This is a genomic window from Pseudomonas asgharzadehiana (assembly GCF_019139815.1).
Lineage (GTDB): Bacteria > Pseudomonadota > Gammaproteobacteria > Pseudomonadales > Pseudomonadaceae > Aquipseudomonas > Aquipseudomonas asgharzadehiana.
Genome location: NZ_CP077079.1, coordinates 1,018,711 through 1,036,646, shown reverse-complemented (window position 1 = coordinate 1,036,646; position 17,936 = coordinate 1,018,711). Strand labels below are relative to the sequence as shown.

Below are 17,936 nucleotides of genomic sequence, written 5' to 3'. Positions count from 1 at the left end.
ACCCGGCCCCGGACGACAGGCAACAGCGCAGGCCAAATGGGTCGAATCGATAAAACTGCCGTTTTATCGCGGCAAACTCTCTAACTCAGGGACTTGCGATTGAAATCCCGCAAACGGAAACCCTGCAGCAGCAACATACCGAAGTACACCACCACGCCAGCGACGACCAGCACGCCCAGGCGCATGAAGCGCTCCAGCATATGGCCTTCGCTCCAGGCGGGCATCACGTGCATCAGCCCGAGCAGCACCGCCGACATCATTGCCACCGCCACCAGCAGCTTGAGCGCAAACAGGCCCCAACCCGGCTGCGGCTGGAACATCTGCTGTTTGCGCAGTTGGTAAAACAAAAGGCCAGCGTTGATGCACGCACCGGCGCTGATCGCCAGGGCCAGGCCGGCGTGGGCCAGCGGGCCGATAAACACCAGGTTCAGCAGTTGGGTGACGATCAAGGTGAAGATCGCGATTTTTACCGGCGTACGGATGTTCTGCTGCGCATAAAACCCCGGTGCCAGCACTTTGATCACGATGATGCCCAGCAGGCCCACGGAATAGGCGACCAGCGCGTGCTGCGTCATTAACGCGTCATGGGCATCGAATTGCCCGTATTGGAACAGCGCCACCGTCAGCGGCTCGGCGAGGATGCCCAGGGCCAGGGCGCAGGGCAACACCAGGACGAAGCACAGGCGCAGCCCCCAATCGAGGATGCGCGAGTATTCCTGGCGGTCCTTGCTCGCGTAGGTACGCGCCAGGGTTGGCAGCAGAATGGTACCGAGGGCCACGCCGAGCACGCCGGAGGGCAGTTCCATCAGGCGGTCGGCGTAGTACATCCACGACACAGAGCCCGACACCAGCAACGAAGCGAACGCAGTGTTAATGATCAGGGAGATCTGGCTGACCGACACGCCGAGGATCGCCGGCAGCATATTGCGCATGACGCGCCACACGCCGGTGTCCTTGAGGTTCAAACGCGGCAACACCAGCATGCCGATCTTTTTCAGGTGCGGCAGCTGGTACAACAATTGCGCCAGGCCACCGGCCAGCACGGCCCAGCCCAGGGCCATCACCGGCGGCTCGAAGTACGGCGTGAGGAACAACGCGAAGACGATCATGCTGACGTTAAGCAGGGTCGGTACGAATGCCGGCACCGAGAAACGGTTCCAGGTATTGAGGATCGCCCCGGCCAGGGACGACAGGGAGATCAGCAATATATAAGGAAAGGTCACTCGCAGCAGGTCGGTGGTCAGCGCGAATTTTTCCGGGGTATTGGCAAAGCCGGGGGCCGTGGCCCAGATGACCCAGGGCGCCGCAAGCATGCCGATGAGCGTCACCAGCATCAACACCAGGGTCAGCAGGCCCGAGACGTAGGCAATAAAGGTTCGGGTCGCCTCCTCGCCCTGCTGGGTTTTGTATTCCGCCAGGATCGGTACAAATGCCTGGGAAAAGGCCCCCTCGGCGAAGATACGCCGCAGCAGGTTGGGCAATTTAAAGGCAATAAAGAACGCATCCGTGGCCATACTGGCGCCAAAAATACGCGCCAGCAGGGTGTCACGCACAAACCCTAAAACCCGGGAGATCATCGTGATAGAGCTGACGGCGGCCAACGATTTGAGCAGATTCATTGAAAGAGTTTGCGCCTATGGATAAAGAGCAGGCGAACAAAGCGCCTACTTATGCGATACTGCGCGCCTGCAACAGCACAGAGCCAAAGCTCGCGAGTTTACAGGTCAAGCGCCGGAAATAAATCACCCGCCTCTTCAGATCGACCACTCAGCAGTTCGCATCAGCCGCCCTTGACAACCCGTCAAGTCATCGGCATGATTCGCGGCCTATTTTGTTTGCTATTTCCTAAAAAGTCTTTCGAGGAGCTCGACGGTGGCCAACACACCTTCCGCCAAAAAACGTGCAAAACAGGCTGAGAAGCGTCGCAGCCACAACGCCAGCCTGCGTTCCATGGTTCGTACCTACATCAAGAATGTAGTTAAAGCCATCGACACCAAAGACGCTGAAAAAGCTCAAGCAGCTTACGTTCTGGCTGTGCCTGTTATCGACCGTATGGCCGATAAAGGCATCATCCACAAGAACAAGGCCGCTCGTCATAAGAGCCGCCTGAATGGCCACATCAAGGCTCTGAGCGTTGCTGCCGCAGCCTAAGTGGTAACAACTGCAACGCAGCCCAGGTTGCGAAACAGTTAAGAAATGCCCCGTACCGAAAGGTCCGGGGCATTTTTGTTTTCTGAAGTGCGCCTTCCACATTTGGAACGCGGTGAATTTCAGATAAAAAAACGCCCCGAACAGGTCGGGGCGTTTTGGCTACCGCTTGATCAAAACATCAATCAATGGTGATGACCGCCTTCACCGTGGACGTGACCATGGGCCACTTCTTCCTGGGAGGCGTCGCGGATGGCAACGATCTTCACCTGGAAGTTCAGGCGCTGACCCGCCAGCGGGTGGTTGCCATCAACGGTCACGTCGTCGCCGTCCAGATCACGGATGGTCACGATCTGCATTTGGCCATCCGGCGCGGAAGCGTGGAACTGCATGCCCACTTCCAGTTCGTCGACGCCTTCGAACATGCTGCGGCTCAGGGTGCTGACCAGTTCGGCGGAATATTCGCCATACGCATCTTCAGGTTCTACGGCAACGGTCAGTTCATCACCAACTGCCTTGCCTTCCAGAGCCTTTTCCAGGCCTGGGATGATGTTACCTGCGCCTTGCAGGTAGACCAGCGGCGCGCCGCCGGCTGAGCTGTCGATGACCTCACCAGCGTCGTTGGTCAGGGTATAGTCGATGGAGACAGCCTTGTTAGCGGCGATCGTCATGGGGCGAGACCTTTTGCATAAGAATGAAGAACGGACAAGTCTAAACAAGGATTTGCCCGAAAGCGAACGGAACCCGGACAGACGGGGCCGACAAACGGTCACTGTCTGTGGTTTTCATCAGGACGAAGACGGGCACTGGGTGGCCGAGCTGTCCTGCGGCCACACCCAGCACCTGCGCCACCAGCCGCCATGGCAGTCGCGCGCCTGGGTGCTCGACCCCGCACAACGTCTGGAAAAAATAGGCCAGCCCTTTGCCTGCGGCTGGTGTACGCAAGCGCGTGAATAACGATAACCTTGGCGCCTGATTCCCGGTAGGCACTCAGCCATAGAGCGCCGCCGAAGCCATGCACCTCCAGAGAATTCGCATGCAGACTTTTTTTATCGCGCCCACCGATTTTGGTGTGGGCCTGACCTCCATCAGCCTTGGGCTGGTGCGTACCCTTGAGCGAGCCGGGCTTAAAGTCGGCTTTTTCAAGCCGATTGCCCAACCGCACCCAGGCGATACCGGCCCTGAGCGCTCCACCGAACTGGTGGCACGCACCCACGGCCTCAAACCGCCGCCCCCGCTGGGCCTGCCCCATGTCGAGCGGATGCTCGGCGACGGCCAGCTCGACGAGTTGCTCGAAGAAATCATCACGCTGTATCAGCAGGCGGCCGTGGGCAAAGACGTGCTGATCGTCGAAGGCATGGTGCCCACGCGCAGCGCCAGTTATGCGGCGCGGGTCAACCTGCACTTGGCCAAGAGCCTGGATGCCGAGGTGATCCTGGTATCGGCGCCGGAAAACGAAGTGCTCACCGAACTCTCCGGCCGCGTGGAATTGCAGGCACAACTGTTCGGCGGCCCAAAAGACCCGAAAGTACTCGGCGTCATCCTGAACAAGGTGCGCACCGACGAGAGCATGGAAGCGTTCTCGGCGCGCCTTAAAGAACATTCGCCGCTGTTGCGCAGCGGTGATTTCCGCCTGCTTGGCTGCATTCCTTATCAGCCCGAACTCAACGCGCCGCGCACCCGCGACGTGGCCGACCTGATGGGCGCACAGATCCTCAATGCCGGCGACTATGAAACCCGGCGCATGACCAAGATCATTATTTGCGCGCGCACCATGCGTAACACCGTGGAACTGCTCAAGCCCGGCGTGCTGGTGGTAACGCCCGGCGACCGTGACGACATCATCCTCGCCGTCAGCCTGGCCGCGATCAACGGCGTGCCCTTGGCCGGCCTGCTGTTGACCAGCGATACCCTGCCCGACCCGCGCATCATGGAGCTGTGCCGCGGCGCGTTCCAGGCCGGGTTGCCGGTGCTGTCGGTGAGTACCGGCTCCTACGAGACCGCCAACCTGCTTAACAACCTGAACAAGGAAATCCCCATCGATGACCGCGAGCGGGCCGAGATCATCACCGATTTCGTCGCCAGCCACCTCGATGCGCGCTGGCTGCACCAGCGTTGCGGCACGCCACGGGAAATGCGCCTGTCGCCGGCGGTGTTCCGCTACCAACTGATCCAGCGAGCCCAGGCCGCCAACAAACGCATCGTGTTGCCCGAAGGCAGCGAACCGCTGACCGTGCAGGCGGCCGCCATCTGTCAGGCCCGTGGCATTGCCCGTTGCGTGCTGCTGGCCAAGCCTGCGGATGTGGAAGCGGTGGCCCGCGCCCAAGGCATCGAATTGCCCGAAGGGCTGGAGATCCTTGACCCGGACCTGATCCGCCAGCGCTATGTCGAGCCAATGGTGGCGCTGCGCAAGAGCAAGAGCCTCAACGCGCCGATGGCCGAGCAGCAACTGGAAGACACCGTGGTGATCGCCACCATGATGCTCGCGCTGGATGAAGTCGACGGCCTGGTCTCCGGCGTCATTCACTCCACCGCGAATACCATCCGCCCCGCCCTGCAACTGATCAAGACCGCGCCGGGCTGTACGCTGGTGTCGTCGGTGTTCTTCATGCTGTTCCCCGAGCAGGTGCTGGTGTATGGCGACTGCGTGATGAACCCGCACCCAAGCGCCGCCGAACTGGCAGAAATCGCCCTGCAAAGCGCCGACTCGGCGGCCGCGTTCGGCATCACCCCGCGCGTGGCGATGATCAGCTATTCCAGCGGCGATTCCGCCAGCGGCGAGGAAGTGGAGAAGGTTCGCGAAGCCACCCTGCTCGCCCATGAACAGCAAAGCTCTCTGCTGATCGACGGCCCGCTGCAATACGACGCCGCCGCCAACGAAAACGTGGCACGGCAGTTGGCCCCCAATAGCCAGGTCGCCGGCAAGGCCACGGTGTTTGTGTTCCCCGACCTGAACACCGGCAATACCACCCACAAAGCGGTGCAACGCAGCGCCGATTGCGTGAGTCTGGGGCCGATGCTCCAAGGCCTGCGCAAACCGGTCAACGACCTGCCGCGCGGCGCCCAAGTGGATGACATCGTGTACACCATCGCGCTGACTGCGATCCAAGCCGCCAACCGACCTATGGATATCTAAATGCTGGCTTTTCTACCTGCCGCCATGCGCGGGGTGATCGCATCACTGCTGTTGGCGCTGAACACGATCCTGCTGTGTTCGTTCCTGTTTATCGTCGCGCTGTTCAAGGCACTGCCGTTTGCCAAGCGTTTCAGCGAATGGCTGATGAACCACACTCACGAAGCCTGGGTCACCAACAACAAAGGCTGGATGAACCTGGTGCAACGCACGCGCTGGCACCTCAAAGGGCTTGAGGGCCTGGACTATCAGCACTCGTACCTGGTGACCAGCAACCACCAGAGCTGGGTCGACATCATGGTGCTGCAATACGTGCTCAACCGCCGCATTCGCCCGCTCAAGTTCTTTCTCAAGCAAGAGCTGATCTGGGTACCGGTGATTGGCCTGGCGTGGTGGGCGCTGGGCTTTCCGTTCATGAAGCGCTACACCAAGGCCTACCTGGAGAAACACCCGGAGAAGAAAGGCAAGGACCTGGAAACCACCCGCAAGACCTGCGCGAAATTTCGCGACAACCCGGTGGGCATTTTCAACTTTGCCGAGGGCACACGGTTTACGCCGGGCAAACATGCGCAGCAGAACTCACCGTTTCGCTATTTGCTCAAGCCCAAGGCTGGCGGTATCGCGTTTGTGCTGGATGCCATGGGGGAACAGCTCAAATCACTGGTCAACGTGACCATCCACTACCCTGCCGGGCGCCCAGGCTACTGGGATTTGCTGTGCGGTAAGGTGAAGGACGTGGTGGTGCAGTTTGAAGAAGTGCCGATCCCGGCCGAGTTCATTGGCAAGAATTATGAGCAGGATGCCGAGTACAGGCTGGCGTTCCAGGGCTGGATCAACCGGCTGTGGGAAGAGAAGGATCAGTTGCTGGACAAGCTGCACACCGATTACCCAGACAAAAAATGATCAAAATGTGGGAGGGGCTTGCTCCCTCCCACATTTGACCGCGGCGAGTGTTAGATCGCGCCGCGCTGACGCAACAGCTCCAGCACTTGCTTGACGCTCTCTTCCAGCGACAGGGCCTGGGTGTCGATTACCAGATCGGCGTTCAACGGCACGTCGTAAGGGAAGGATTCGCCAGGGATGTTATCCCCGCCCGCAGCGTACAAACCTTGCGGATCACGCTCGGCACACACCAGCGGCGACGCCTGCACGTACACGGTCAACAGGCGATCGGCGCCAATCAGCGACTTGGCCTGTTCACGGCCTTCGGCATCCGGGGCGACAAACGCGGCCAGCGTCAACAGGCCGGCTTCGTTGAACTGGCGCGCAACGTGGGCGGCACGACGCCAGTTCTCGGTACGCCCGGCACGGTCATGCGGCAAGCCCTTGTTCAGGTCATGACGCAGGTTCTGGCCATCCAGTACGAACACGGCACGACCCATGTCGAACAGCTTGCGCTCAACCGCATAGGCCAGGGTGCTCTTGCCGGCGCCCGACAGGCCGCTGAACAACACGGTGGCCGGCTGCTGGCCGAAGCGCAGGGCGCGCTCCTCGGTGGCTACATGGGCCAACTTGCCGTGCTGCGCCGCGCTGCCGTGAGTGACCGGCGGTGCGATGATCATGCCGGCGGCCACGGTGCCGTTGGTCAAGCGGTCGATGACGATAAACGCGCCGGTGGTGCGGTTGCTGTCATAACCGTCCAGGGCGATGGCTGCGTCGAGGCTGACCTTGACCCGGCCAATCTCGTTCAATTGCAGCGAACTCGCAGGGCCTTCGGCCAGGGTGTTCACGTCCACGCGGTGCACGATGCTGGTGATGGAGCCCGGCACGTAGCTGGTGGCACGCTTGATGTCATATTTCTTGCCCGGCAGCATCGGTTCTTCGGCCATCCACACCAGCATGGCGTCGAAGGCGTCGGCCACTTGCGGCACGTTGTCGGCATGCACCAGCAGGTCGCCACGGGAGATGTCGATCTCGTCTTCCATGGTCAGGGTCACGGCCTGGCCTGGGCCGGCATGCTCCAGTTCACCGTCGAAGGTGACAATGGATTTGACGCGGCTGCTCTTGCCCGACGGCAGCACCACGACTTCGTCGCCCTTGTGCACGATGCCGCTGGCCAGGGTGCCGGCGAAACCACGGAAGTTCAGGTTCGGACGGTTGACGTACTGCACCGGGAAACGCAGGTCGGTGTAGTTGCGGTCGTTGGCGATCTCGACGGTTTCGAGGATCTCCATCAGCGACTGGCCGGTGTACCAAGGCGAGCGCTCGCTCTTGTTCACCACGTTGTCACCCTTGAGCGCCGACATCGGCACAAAGGCCATGGTGCTCGGCTTGAACGCGATACCGTCGGCAAACTTCAGGTAATCGGCCTTGATGGCCTCAAATACGCTTTGGTCAAAGCCATTGATGTCCATCTTGTTGACGGCGATCACGATGTGCTTGATACCCAGCAACGAGGCGATATAGCTGTGGCGACGGGTCTGGGTCTGCACGCCGTAGCGGGCGTCGATGAGGATGATCGCCAGGTCACAGGTAGACGCGCCAGTGGCCATGTTGCGGGTGTACTGCTCATGGCCTGGGGTGTCGGCGATGATGAATTTGCGCTTGGCGGTGGAGAAGTAGCGGTAAGCGACATCGATGGTGATGCCCTGCTCACGCTCAGCCTGCAAGCCGTCGACCAGCAACGCCAGGTCGATGTCATCGCCGGTGGTGCCGGACTTCTTCGAATCGCGGGTAATGGCTTCCAGGTGATCTTCGTAGATCATCTTGGAGTCGTGCAGCAGGCGCCCGATCAGGGTGCTCTTGCCGTCGTCGACGTTGCCGCAGGTCAGGAAGCGCAACATCTCTTTGCGCTCGTGCTGGCCCAGGTAGGCGAGGATGTCCTCGCTGATCAAATCAGATTGATGCGACATGACAGCCCCTTAGAAATAACCTTGACGTTTTTTATCTTCCATTGAGCCTGCGCCATCGTGGTCGATGACCCGGCCCTGGCGCTCGGAAGTTCGCGTCAGGAGCATTTCCTGGATGATGTCCGTCAGCGTCTCGGCTTCGGACTCCACCGCGCCCGTCAACGGGTAGCAGCCAAGGGTACGGAAACGTACTTTCTTTTTGACGATGCGGGCTTTGTCTTCGTCGGACAGGTGCTCGAGGATGCGGTCGTCGTCGATCATGATCAACGTGCCGTTCTTCTCGATCACGTCACGCTCGGCGGCGAAATACAGCGGAACGATCGGGATGCCTTCGAGGTAGATGTATTGCCAGATGTCCAGCTCGGTCCAGTTGGACAGCGGGAACACGCGAATCGACTCGCCCTTGTTGACGTTGCCGTTATAAACGTTCCACAGCTCCGGGCGCTGGTTCTTCGGGTCCCAGCGGTGCTTGCTGTCGCGGAACGAGTACACGCGCTCTTTGGCGCGGGATTTCTCTTCATCGCGACGGGCACCGCCGAACGCGGCATCGAAACCATGCTTGTCCAACGCCTGCTTGAGGCCTTCGGTCTTCATGATATCGGTGTGCTTGGCGCTGCCGTGGGTGAACGGGTTGATGCCCTGCGCAACACCATCCGGGTTGACGTGGGTGATCAGGTCCAGGCCAAGCTCCTCGACCATCTTGTCGCGGAACCTGTACATCTCCTGGAATTTCCAGCGGGTGTCGACGTGCATCACGGGGAACGGCAGTTTGCCCGGGAAGAAGGCCTTGCGTGCCAGATGCAGCATCACGGCGGAGTCTTTACCGATCGAGTAGAGCATCACCGGGTTGTCGAACTCGGCGGCGACCTCGCGGATGATGTGGATGCTTTCCGCCTCCAGCTGTTTCAGATGCGTCAGTTTGTCGACCATGGCTACTCACGGAAAAACGATCTTATGGACGGCCAGCGGGCCGTGTTCGAGCGGGGCATGCTAGCACAGCACCTTCTTCTATTCAGGGCGCCGGCTAGATCGAAACGGTATATGAATATGCCCCCGAGTTTGGGCTTCCTGCGGGAGCTGTGTGGCTTAGATCGGATTCGGGCAATCGATAAACAAATGCTCCAGGGCGAAGCGCCGGGCCAGGTAGTCGCCCAGTGCCTGCACGCCGTAGCGCTCGGTGGCGTGATGGCCGGCAGCGATGAAGCTGATGTCGTTTTCGCGCGCGCTGTGGAAGGTTTGCTCGCTGGCTTCGCCACTGAGGAACAGGTCGACACCGGCGGCAATTGCGTCATCGATATAACCCTGGCCACCACCGGTGCACCAGCCGACGCGGCGGATCATCTCGCTGCCTTCGATCAGCAGCGGCTCGCGGCCCATGACCTCCTGCACGCGGCGCGCAAAATCGCGCGGCGACAGGGGTTCGGCGAGGGAGCCGACCAGGCCGACGACCTTGGGGTTGCCAGGGTCCAGCGGGCCTTCGACGGTGATGTCCAATTGGCGGGCCAGTTGCACGTTGTTGCCGACATCCGGGTGCAGGTCCAGAGGCAGGTGGTAGGCCAGTAGACTGATATCGTGCTTGAGCAAGGTTTTCAGGCGACGCTGCTTCATACCGGTGATGCAGGGGTTTTCGCCTTTCCAGAAATAACCGTGGTGCACCAGGATCAAATCGGCCTGGGCCTCGACGGCGGCGTCCAGCAGGGCCTGGCTGGCGGTCACGCCGCTGACGATGCGCATCACCTGCGGGCGACCTTCGACCTGCAGGCCATTGGGGCAATAATCAGCAATTTTTGCGCTGGCGAGGTAGCGGTCCGCTTCCTCGACGAGGGTGGTAAGAGGGACGGCCATAAAAGACTCCTAAATATCCGGTTCCGAGGTGCTCGCAGCCTCGTATAATGCGCGACATTATGGGCGCTCTCCCGCCCCCTGCAACCTGTCAGGACTTACTTGATGCTCAAGGCACTGCGTTTTTTTGGATGGCCATTGTTGGCTGGCGTGCTGATCGCGATGCTGATTATTCAGCGTTTCCCACAGTGGGTGGGCTTACCAAGCCTTGACGTAAACCTGCAGCAGGCACCGCAGACCAGCGCGGTGGTGCAAGGCCCGGTGACCTACGCGGATGCGGTGGTCATTGCCGCGCCGGCCGTGGTTAACCTGTACACCACCAAAGTCATCAACAAACCGGCGCACCCGCTGTTTGAAGACCCGCAGTTCCGCCGCTATTTCGGCGACAACGGGCCCAAGCAGCGTCGAATGGAATCCAGCCTGGGTTCCGGGGTGATCATGAGCCCCGAAGGCTACATCCTCACCAACAACCACGTGACCACCGGCGCCGACCAGATTGTGGTGGCCCTGCGTGACGGCCGCGAGACCTTGGCCCGCGTGGTCGGCAGCGACCCGGAAACCGACCTGGCGGTGCTGAAGATAGACCTCAAGAGCCTGCCGGCCATCACCCTGGGCCGCTCCGATGGCCTGCGGGTGGGCGACGTGGCGCTGGCCATCGGCAACCCTTTCGGCGTGGGCCAGACCGTGACCATGGGCATCATCAGCGCCACCGGGCGCAATCAGTTGGGGCTTAACAGCTACGAAGACTTCATCCAGACCGACGCCGCGATCAACCCGGGCAACTCCGGCGGCGCGCTGGTGGATGCCAACGGCAACCTGACCGGCATCAACACGGCAATCTTCTCCAAATCCGGCGGTTCCCAGGGCATCGGTTTTGCGATCCCGGTGAAGCTGGCGATGGAGGTGATGAAGTCGATCATCGAGCACGGCCAGGTGATTCGCGGCTGGCTGGGCATTGAAGTGCAACCGCTGACCAAGGAACTGGCCGAGTCATTTGGCCTGACCGGGCGCCCTGGCATCGTGGTCGCCGGGATCTTCCGCGACGGCCCGGCGCAAAAAGCCGGTTTGCAACTGGGGGATGTGATCCTCAGCATCAACGGCGAACCGGCCGGCGATGGGCGCAAGTCGATGAACCAGGTGGCGCGGATCAAACCCACCGACAAAGTTGCGATCCTGGTGATGCGCAACGGTAAAGAGATCAAATTGGCGGCCGAAATCGGTCTGCGTCCGCCGCCCGCCCCGGTCAAAGAAGAAGAATAAGCCGTTGCGCACAGGAGCCCGTTCGCGGGCATCTGTGCGCTGACATTTAAAAGCGATTCAGTCTCATCTGGCATGTTATATTGTTTCAATATCGACATTGGAACGCTCTATCATGCCGTCTCGAAAAATCGCTCCCCTGGCCGGCCTGGCCTTGGGTTTACTGCTGGACCCCGCCTTCGCCGAAGAAAACACCCTGGAACTCGATACCATCAGCGTCACGTCTGATGCCTATGAGTCCGCCACCGGCCCGGTCGATGGCTACCGTGCCACCCGTTCGACCAGCGCGACAAAAACCGACACGGCCCTGCGCGACATCCCACAGTCCATCAGCGTAATTCCCGCTACGGTGCTCAAGGACCTAGGCAGTACCAATGTGGAACGCGCTCTGGAATTTGCCGGCGGTGTGTCCAAGCAAAACAACTTCGGCGGCCTCACGCTCTACGAATACAGCGTGCGCGGTTTCACTACGTCGGAGTTCTATCAGGACGGTTTCAGCGCCAACCGTGGCTACCCGAGCACACCGGATGTGGCCAACATCGAACGCATCGAAGTGCTCAAAGGTCCCGCTGCCAGTTTGTACGGGCGCGGCGATCCGGGCGGCACGGTCAATATCGTTACCAAAAAGCCCCAGCCGCAAGCCTTCACCACCCTGCAAACCAGTGCCGGCAGCTGGGACCGCTATCGCACCGCCCTGGACGTCAACACTCCGCTGGACGCCGAAGGCAATCTGCTGTCACGGGTCAATCTGGCCGTGGAAGACAACAACAGCTTCCGTGATCACGTCGAAAGCAAGCGCGTGTTCGTCGCGCCTTCATTCAGTTGGCAACTGAGCCCGGACACCAGCTTGCTGGTAGAAAGCGAATTCGTGCGCCACAGCTCCACCTTCGATCGCGGCATCGTCGACGCACCCGGGGTATCACGCTCCACTTTCCTCGGCGAACCCAACGACGGCGACATCGACAACCACAACAATCGCATCCAGGCCACCCTGGAACATCACCTCAACGATGCCTGGAAACTGCGCCTGGCCAGCCACTACAAACAGGGCAGCCTGTGGGGCGACGCGTCGGAAAACCGGGCCCTGAACGCCGACGGCCACACCCTCAACCGGCGCTACCGCGAGCGCTCCATGGGCTGGCACGACAGCATCACTCAGTTGGAACTGCGCGGCCTGTTCGACATCGGCAGTTGGCAGCATGAACTGCTGGTGGGCACCGAATACGAGGACTACCGCAAGAACGAACGCGTTACCGCTATCGCGGGCAGCTACCCCATCGACCTCTACAACCCGGTCTACGGCCAGCCAAAACCCAACGGCACACGCTCCGGTACCGACTTCTTTGAGCAGACCAAAAGCCACGCGCTCAACCTGCAAGACCAGATCGTCTTTACCGACCGCCTGCGCGGCATGATTGGCGCGCGCTTTGAGCATTTCGAGCAAACCGTCGACGACTTCACCCGTAACGCCCCACCCAGCCGGCAAACCCACGACGCGCTCACCCAGCGCGCCGGCCTGCTTTACCAGCTCACGCCCGAAATCGGCGTGTTTGCCAACGCCTCGACCTCGTTCAAGCCCAACAGTGGCCTGGACGCCACCGGCAATACCTTCAAGCCTGAGGAAGGCGTGGGTTATGAAGTGGGGGTCAAGAGCGAATTGTTCGACGACCGCCTCAGCGCCACACTCGCCGCGTTCCATATCGAGAAGGAAAACGTGCTGGCCCTGGACCCGTCCACCAACCTCAACCGCGCCATGGGCAAGGCCCGTAGCCAAGGTTTCGACCTGCAACTGACCGGGCAAGTGACCGATGCCGTGCGAGTGATCGGCGCCTTCGCCTACATCGACGCCGAAGTGACCAAGGGTGACAAAACCATTCCAACGGGCAGCCGCATTCTTGGCGTGGCCAAGCGCAGCGGCAGCCTGTTGGGCGTGTATGAGTTCCGGGATGGCGCATTGCGCGGCTCAGACCTGGGCGCGGCGTTCACCTACGTGGGCGACCGCTCCGGCGAGGCCGGGGGCAGCTTCGAACTGCCCGCCTACCACACCGTGGATTTACTGGCTCATTACAAAGCCACTGACAACGTGACCGTGGGCCTGAACCTCAACAACCTGTTTGACGAGAAGTACTACGAGCGGTCCTACAGCAACTACTGGGTCAACCCCGGTGAACCGCGCAATTTAACGGTTAGCCTGACCCTAAAGCTCTAACACAAATCAAACATGTGGGAGGGAGCAAGCCCCTCCCACATTTGGATCTGCGCCAGGTTCAATTACAGGGAAAGAGGTGCTCTTTCACACAGCGTATTGAGCGCCGCCGCCCACTGCGGGTCATCATTCAAACACGGCACCAACACCAACGCCTCCCCCCCGGCCTCGCGGAACTGCTCCCGCCCGCGATCGCCGATCTCTTCCAGGGTCTCGATGCAATCGGCCACAAACGCCGGGCACATCACCAGCAGCTTTTTCACGCCTTGCCGGGCCAGTGCATCCAGGCGCGCCTCGGTGTAGGGTTCGATCCACTTCGCACGGCCCAGGCGCGATTGGAACGCCACCGACCATTTGCCGTCAGGCAAGCCCAAGCGCTCGGCAACGTCGCGAGCAACGCTGAAGCATTGCGCCCGATAGCAGGTGGCGAGCACCTCGGCAGAGGCGTTTTTGCAGCAGTCGGCGTCCTTGAAACAATGCTGGCCGGTGGGGTCGAGCTTGGTGAGATGACGCTCGGGCAAGCCGTGGAAACTCAACAGCAAATGATCGTAGTCCTGCTCGACATAAGACCGTGCGCTCGCCGCCAGGGCATCTAGGTATTCCGGCTGATCGTAGAACGGCTGCAGGATCGAGAATTGCACATTGAGTTTTTTGTCCTGCACCACGCGGCGCGCCTCTTCGATCACCGTGGTGACGGTGCTGTCGGCAAACTGTGGGTACAGTGGCGCCAGGGTGACGTTCTGAATACCCTGGGCGGCCAGACGGGTGAGGGTCGTTTCCAGGGACGGCTCGCCGTAGCGCATCGCCAACTCCACGGGCCCCTGGGTCCACTGGGCGGTCATCTGCTGTTGCAGGCGGCGGCTGAGCACTACCAGCGGCGAGCCTTCATCCCACCAGATCGACGCATAGGCATGGGCCGACTGCTCGGGGCGCTTGATCAGGATCAGCGACACCAGCAAGCGCCGCACCGGCCACGGCAGGTCGATCACGTAAGGGTCCATCAGGAACTGATTGAGGTAGCTGCGCACATCGGCCACCGAAGTGGAGGCCGGTGAACCCAGGTTGACCAGTAACAACGCGTGATCCGTCATGCAACATCCTATGGCTAGAGGCGGCTGGACAGGTCGTCCAGAGCCGCGCGCAACTCAGTGAACTGAAAAGTGAAACCGGCGGCCAGCAGGCGTTCGGGCACCGCCTTCTGCCCGCCCAGCAACAAGCCGGACAACTCCCCCAAGCCAACCTTCAAGGCAAACGCCGGCATCGGCATGAATGCAGGGCGGTGCAACACCTGGCCCAGGGTCTTGGCGAACTCGCGGTTACGCACCGGGCGCGGCGCGCACGCATTATAAGGACCGCTGGCGTCATCCTTGTGCAGAAGAAAATCAATCAGGGCGATTTGATCCTTGATATGCACCCATGGCATCCACTGCCGCCCATTGCCGATAGGCCCGCCCAGCGCCAGTTTGAAGGGCAGCAGCAACCGCGACAAAAAGCCGCCCTCGGCCGCCAGCACCAGGCCGGTGCGCACCAGCACCACACGAATACCCAGGGCTTCGGCGCGTTGGGCGGTTTCTTCCCAGGCGATGCACAGCTGACTGGGAAAATCGTCCAGTACCGGGCCGCCGGCCTCGGTCAATTCACGTTCGCCACCGTCGCCGTACCAACCCACCGCCGAGCCGGACACCAACACCGCCGGTCTTTGCGCAAGGCGCTCCAGCCACGCCAGCAGGGTTTCAGTGAGCCCGATACGGCTACTCCACAACAACGCCTTGCGCTTGTGGGTCCAGGGGCGGTCGGCGATGGGCGCGCCGGCCAGGTTGACCACCGCATCCACGACGCCGATCACCTCTTCCAGGCGCGCAACCCCCAACACCTGCGCACCGCACAAGGCGGCAACGCGTTCAGGTTGACGGCTCCATACGGTCAGGCGATGCCCCTGGGCCAGCCAGTGTCGGCAGAGTTGGCGGCCGATCAAACCCGTACCGCCGGTCAGCAAAATATGCATGGGATCTTCCTCATGTAACGTTCGCCGCCCGTCATTGGTCTATTTTATAAGCAGGGATCAACTTAATCGGGCGCGGCCTTTGTTTAGGCATCAGGTTTAAGTCTTAGCTTAACCATAGGTCACGCCACACGTTCAGGCACGCCAAAACTTATACCAAAAAACGAGATTGTACAGCTATTGGTGTCGGCGTAGTCTGTACCCAACGGTAAAACGAGGCCTCCCATGACTGTCCCCATCGCGATCATCGGTACCGGCATAGCCGGTCTCTCCGCCGCCCGAGCGCTTAAAGACGCCGGGCATGTCGTACAACTCTTCGATAAAAGCCGCGGCAGTGGTGGCCGCATGTCCAGCAAGCGCAGCGATGCCGGCGCACTGGACATGGGCGCCCAATATTTCACCGCCCGCGACCGGCGCTTCGTCAACGAGGTGCAACGCTGGCAGAGCAACGGCTGGGCCGAGCAGTGGAAACCGCAGCTGTACAATTTCAAGTCCGGCCAGCTCACACCCTCCCCTGATGAGCAGATCCGCTGGGTCGGCACGCCGCGCATGAGCGCCATTACCCGCGCCTTGCTCGACGACCTGCCCGTGGAGTTCGGCTGTCGCATCACCGAGGTGTTCCAGGGCGCACAACATTGGAACCTGCTCGACGCCGACGGCGGCAACCATGGCCCCTTCAGCCATGTGGTCATCGCCACACCGGCACCCCAGGCCACCACTCTGCTGGCTGCAGCGCCCAAACTGGCGAGCGCCGCCGCCGGGGTAAAAATGGACCCGACCTGGGCCATTGCGCTGGCCTTCGACAAGCCGCTGGACACGCCGATGGAAGGCTGTTTCGTACAAGACAGCCCCCTCGACTGGCTGGCGCGCAACCGCAGTAAACCGGGGCGTGACAGCACCCTCGACACCTGGGTGCTGCACGCCACCAGCGCCTGGAGCAAAGCGCACCTGGACCTGCCCAAGGAAGCCGTGATCGAGCACCTGCACGGCGCCTTCGCCGAGCTGCTGCACAGCGCAATGCCCGCGCCGTCGTTCAGCATGGCGCACCGCTGGCTCTACGCCCGACCGTCCGGCGCCCACGAGTTTGGCGTGCTGGCCGATGCCGACCTGGGCCTATACGTGTGTGGTGACTGGTGCCTCTCCGGCCGCGTGGAAGGCGCCTGGCTCAGCGGCCAGGAAGCCGCCCGACGCTTGACGGAACACCTGCAATGAACCGCATCAACCCGGCAAAACTGCTGCTGTCGAAGTGGACGGCAACCCGCCCCTTGCGCAAGGAAAAACACTTTCTGGTCACCGAGTTGTTTCGCGATGAGGAAGGCACCGTGCTGGAAATCGAGCTGCAAGCCGTCCTCACCCGCCGCGGCGAACGCCTGCCGTGGCAAACGCTGCAGAACGCCGACGCGTGGAAAATGGGGTGGAAATAGCCTCAACGCACAAACCTGTACAAATAATTTGACTTGTACAGCTTCAAACCTATGATAAGACCTAGTTGTACAGCGACTTTAGTTTGTACAGGAATCTTGCAGAGGTTTGCTTATGTCCACTCCCGCGAAACCGAAGATCGGCATCAGCGCCTGCCTTTTGGGCGAGAACGTGCGTTTCAACGGCGGACACAAACAATCCCTGCTGTGCAGCCAGACCCTGGCTGACTATTTCGACTTTGTGCCGCTGTGCCCTGAAGTCGCCATCGGCCTGGGTATCCCTCGCGAGACCATTCGCCTGGTGGGCGACGCCGCCAACCCACAGGCCGTGGGCACCGTGCACCGCGAGCTCAACGTGACCCAGCCGCTGGATGAATACGGTCAGCAAATGGCGCGCGAACACACCGACCTGTGCGGCTACATCTTTATGCAAAAGTCGCCGTCCTGTGGCTTGGAACGGGTCAAGGTTTACCGCGACAACGGCGCGCCGGTGGACGGCGGTGGGCGCGGCATCTACGCCCAGGCGTTCTGTGCCCGGCACCCCCACCTGCCGGTCGAAGAGGATGGCAGGCTGAATGACCCGGTATTGCGGGAAAACTTCCTGACACGCGTCTTCGTCTACGCCAGTTGGCAACGCTTGCTGGCCGAGGGCCTGACCCGTCATCGCCTGCTCGCATTCCACTCGCGTTACAAATACCTGCTGATGGCCCACAGCCCGGCGCATTACAAAAGCCTCGGCCACCTGCTGGGCAGCATGGACAAACACATCGACCTTAAAGCACTGGCCACCGGCTACTTTGGCGAATTGATGGCCGGGTTGAAAAAGTGCGCCACCCGCGGCACCCACACCAATGTGCTGCACCACATCAGCGGTCATCTCAAACAGGTGATCAGCGCCGACGATAAACAGGAAATGCAGGCGCTCATTGGCCAATACCGCCACGGCATCGTGCCACTGGTGGTGCCGCTGACCCTGCTCAAGCATCACTTTCGCCAACACCCGGACCGTTACATCGCGCAGCAGGCCTACCTGCAACCGCACCCGGAAAATCTCAGCCTGCGTAATGCGATCTAGACC

General features: G+C 61.0%; 16 protein-coding genes. 9 read left to right on the top strand and 7 right to left on the bottom strand.

The annotated features are described in order from the left end of the window. Window positions 1–80 precede the first annotated feature (80 nt). The gene (gene murJ / locus KSS96_RS04635) at window positions 81–1,619 is read right to left on the bottom strand and encodes a murein biosynthesis integral membrane protein MurJ (RefSeq protein ID WP_065877323.1); all 1,539 of its coding nucleotides are present in this window, start codon (window positions 1,617–1,619) and stop codon (window positions 81–83) included. 253 nt (window positions 1,620–1,872) lie between these two features. Between murJ and rpsT the strand changes: the two genes are divergently transcribed. Then, entirely contained in the window at window positions 1,873–2,151 is a 279-nt protein-coding gene (gene rpsT, locus KSS96_RS04630; RefSeq protein WP_016976313.1) for a 30S ribosomal protein S20, read from the top strand. A 182-nt stretch (window positions 2,152–2,333) separates the two neighbouring features. Here the strand turns inward: rpsT and KSS96_RS04625 are convergent, their stop codons facing one another. Further along, complete coding sequence (locus KSS96_RS04625; RefSeq protein WP_003171645.1) at window positions 2,334–2,819, bottom strand: FKBP-type peptidyl-prolyl cis-trans isomerase; 486 nt, start codon at window positions 2,817–2,819, stop codon at window positions 2,334–2,336. Between KSS96_RS04625 and KSS96_RS04620 the strand changes: the two genes are divergently transcribed. The 3 genes from KSS96_RS04620 (at window position 2,818) to yihG (ending at window position 6,184) form a co-directional block, all read left to right on the top strand. Next, window positions 2,818–3,105 (top strand): DUF3565 domain-containing protein, encoded by a 288-nt coding sequence (locus KSS96_RS04620; protein ID WP_065877324.1) that lies wholly within the window; start codon window positions 2,818–2,820, stop codon window positions 3,103–3,105. The two genes, KSS96_RS04625 and KSS96_RS04620, sit on opposite strands and share 2 nt — an antisense overlap. 79 nt (window positions 3,106–3,184) lie before the next feature. Then, window positions 3,185–5,284 (top strand): phosphate acetyltransferase, encoded by a 2,100-nt coding sequence (gene pta / locus KSS96_RS04615; protein ID WP_017529885.1) that lies wholly within the window; start codon window positions 3,185–3,187, stop codon window positions 5,282–5,284. After that, window positions 5,285–6,184 (top strand): 1-acylglycerol-3-phosphate O-acyltransferase, YihG family, encoded by a 900-nt coding sequence (yihG, locus tag KSS96_RS04610; RefSeq protein WP_068935949.1) that lies wholly within the window; start codon window positions 5,285–5,287, stop codon window positions 6,182–6,184. Window positions 6,185–6,234: 50 nt separating this feature from the next. Here the strand turns inward: yihG and cysN are convergent, their stop codons facing one another. From cysN to KSS96_RS04595, 3 genes are all read right to left on the bottom strand, one after another. Next, window positions 6,235–8,133, bottom strand: a complete 1,899-nt coding sequence (cysN, locus tag KSS96_RS04605; protein WP_017529887.1) for a sulfate adenylyltransferase subunit CysN — start codon at window positions 8,131–8,133, stop codon at window positions 6,235–6,237. A 9-nt stretch (window positions 8,134–8,142) separates the two neighbouring features. Continuing rightward, window positions 8,143–9,060 (bottom strand): sulfate adenylyltransferase subunit CysD, encoded by a 918-nt coding sequence (gene cysD, locus KSS96_RS04600; protein ID WP_017529888.1) that lies wholly within the window; start codon window positions 9,058–9,060, stop codon window positions 8,143–8,145. A gap of 156 nt (window positions 9,061–9,216) precedes the next feature. Continuing rightward, complete coding sequence (locus KSS96_RS04595; protein ID WP_017529889.1) at window positions 9,217–9,975, bottom strand: Nif3-like dinuclear metal center hexameric protein; 759 nt, start codon at window positions 9,973–9,975, stop codon at window positions 9,217–9,219. 102 nt (window positions 9,976–10,077) lie between these two features. Between KSS96_RS04595 and algW the strand changes: the two genes are divergently transcribed. Together algW and KSS96_RS04585 are read left to right on the top strand one after the other, a co-directional pair. After that, window positions 10,078–11,232, top strand: a complete 1,155-nt coding sequence (gene algW / locus KSS96_RS04590) for a Do family serine endopeptidase AlgW (protein WP_017529890.1) — start codon at window positions 10,078–10,080, stop codon at window positions 11,230–11,232. Between the two features lie 112 nt (window positions 11,233–11,344). Then, window positions 11,345–13,438, top strand: a complete 2,094-nt coding sequence (locus KSS96_RS04585) for a TonB-dependent siderophore receptor (RefSeq protein WP_065877325.1) — start codon at window positions 11,345–11,347, stop codon at window positions 13,436–13,438. Window positions 13,439–13,500: 62 nt separating this feature from the next. Here the strand turns inward: KSS96_RS04585 and hemH are convergent, their stop codons facing one another. Both hemH and KSS96_RS04575 read right to left on the bottom strand, forming a co-directional pair. Then, window positions 13,501–14,526 (bottom strand): ferrochelatase, encoded by a 1,026-nt coding sequence (gene hemH, locus KSS96_RS04580; RefSeq protein ID WP_217855770.1) that lies wholly within the window; start codon window positions 14,524–14,526, stop codon window positions 13,501–13,503. Window positions 14,527–14,540: 14 nt separating this feature from the next. Continuing rightward, window positions 14,541–15,440 carry a TIGR01777 family oxidoreductase gene (locus KSS96_RS04575; RefSeq protein ID WP_137219983.1) on the bottom strand — a complete coding sequence of 300 codons (900 nt, stop codon included), beginning with the start codon at window positions 15,438–15,440 and terminating at the stop codon, window positions 14,541–14,543. Window positions 15,441–15,662: 222 nt separating this feature from the next. On the opposite strand from KSS96_RS04575, the gene KSS96_RS04570 reads away from it, so the two are divergent. The 3 genes from KSS96_RS04570 to KSS96_RS04560 all read left to right on the top strand — a co-directional run bounded on the left by KSS96_RS04570 (window position 15,663) and on the right by KSS96_RS04560 (window position 17,933). Beyond that, window positions 15,663–16,649: an NAD(P)/FAD-dependent oxidoreductase gene (locus KSS96_RS04570; RefSeq protein WP_065877327.1), complete on the top strand. Its 987-nt coding sequence runs from the start codon at window positions 15,663–15,665 to the stop codon at window positions 16,647–16,649. Next, a complete protein-coding gene (locus KSS96_RS04565; protein WP_217855768.1) occupies window positions 16,646–16,861 on the top strand; it encodes a TIGR02450 family Trp-rich protein in 216 nt (71 codons plus the stop codon). The genes KSS96_RS04570 and KSS96_RS04565 overlap by 4 nt, the downstream gene beginning before the upstream one ends. 112 nt (window positions 16,862–16,973) lie before the next feature. Continuing rightward, window positions 16,974–17,933, top strand: a complete 960-nt coding sequence (locus KSS96_RS04560; RefSeq protein WP_017529896.1) for a YbgA family protein — start codon at window positions 16,974–16,976, stop codon at window positions 17,931–17,933. Window positions 17,934–17,936: the final 3 nt, after the last annotated feature.